This is a genomic window from Bartonella sp. AA83SXKL, from assembly GCF_042196965.1.
In the GTDB taxonomy this organism is placed as follows: domain Bacteria; phylum Pseudomonadota; class Alphaproteobacteria; order Rhizobiales; family Rhizobiaceae; genus Bartonella.
In genome coordinates, this window is record NZ_JBHIRG010000330.1 from 1 (window position 1) to 559 (window position 559).

1 protein-coding gene is annotated in these 559 nt (G+C 38.5%); it reads right to left on the reverse strand.

The window, feature by feature from the left end; genetic code table 11:
- On the reverse strand, positions 1-559 hold a 559-nt coding region (locus ACFINO_RS11460), incomplete at both ends, for an ABC transporter transmembrane domain-containing protein (RefSeq protein WP_375655968.1).

Sequence of the window (559 nt, forward strand, 5' to 3'; positions counted from 1 at the left end):
TAAGCGAGAAGTAAAGCAAGAATGAAGGACATGAATTCACCTTGAACGCCTGCACGTTGGGTTGCGAGGTAACCAGAAAAACAGATAATACCTGCAATGGCGACACCAGTGAGTGTTTCCATAATTGGGTTGGTAATGGCTTGAAGTGTCGCAATATTGTTTGCTTGTTTTTCAACATTACAAATGGCTTTGTTCATACGTTTTCTCATTAGTTCTTCTAATGAAAAAGCCTTAATAACTCGAATACCAATGGTACTTTCCTGCACAATTTTGATAATTTCACCAAGTGAGAGAAGTTCTTTTTCCACTAGACGGCGAACACGTTTTAAAGCCATTCGAACCCCTAAAAAGGCGAGTGGTCCTACTATTAAAGTAAGAGTGATTAACGTAAAGTTTTGAATGAACATGACAAGCAACAGGCCACTAACAGAAAGCAAGTCACGCACAAAAGTTGTAATAATTATATCAATGATATTACGCACTGCTGTAGCGTTGTGGGTGACACGTACAAGAAGATCAGATGAAGTGTTATTGTGATAAAAAGAGACACTTTGTTCCA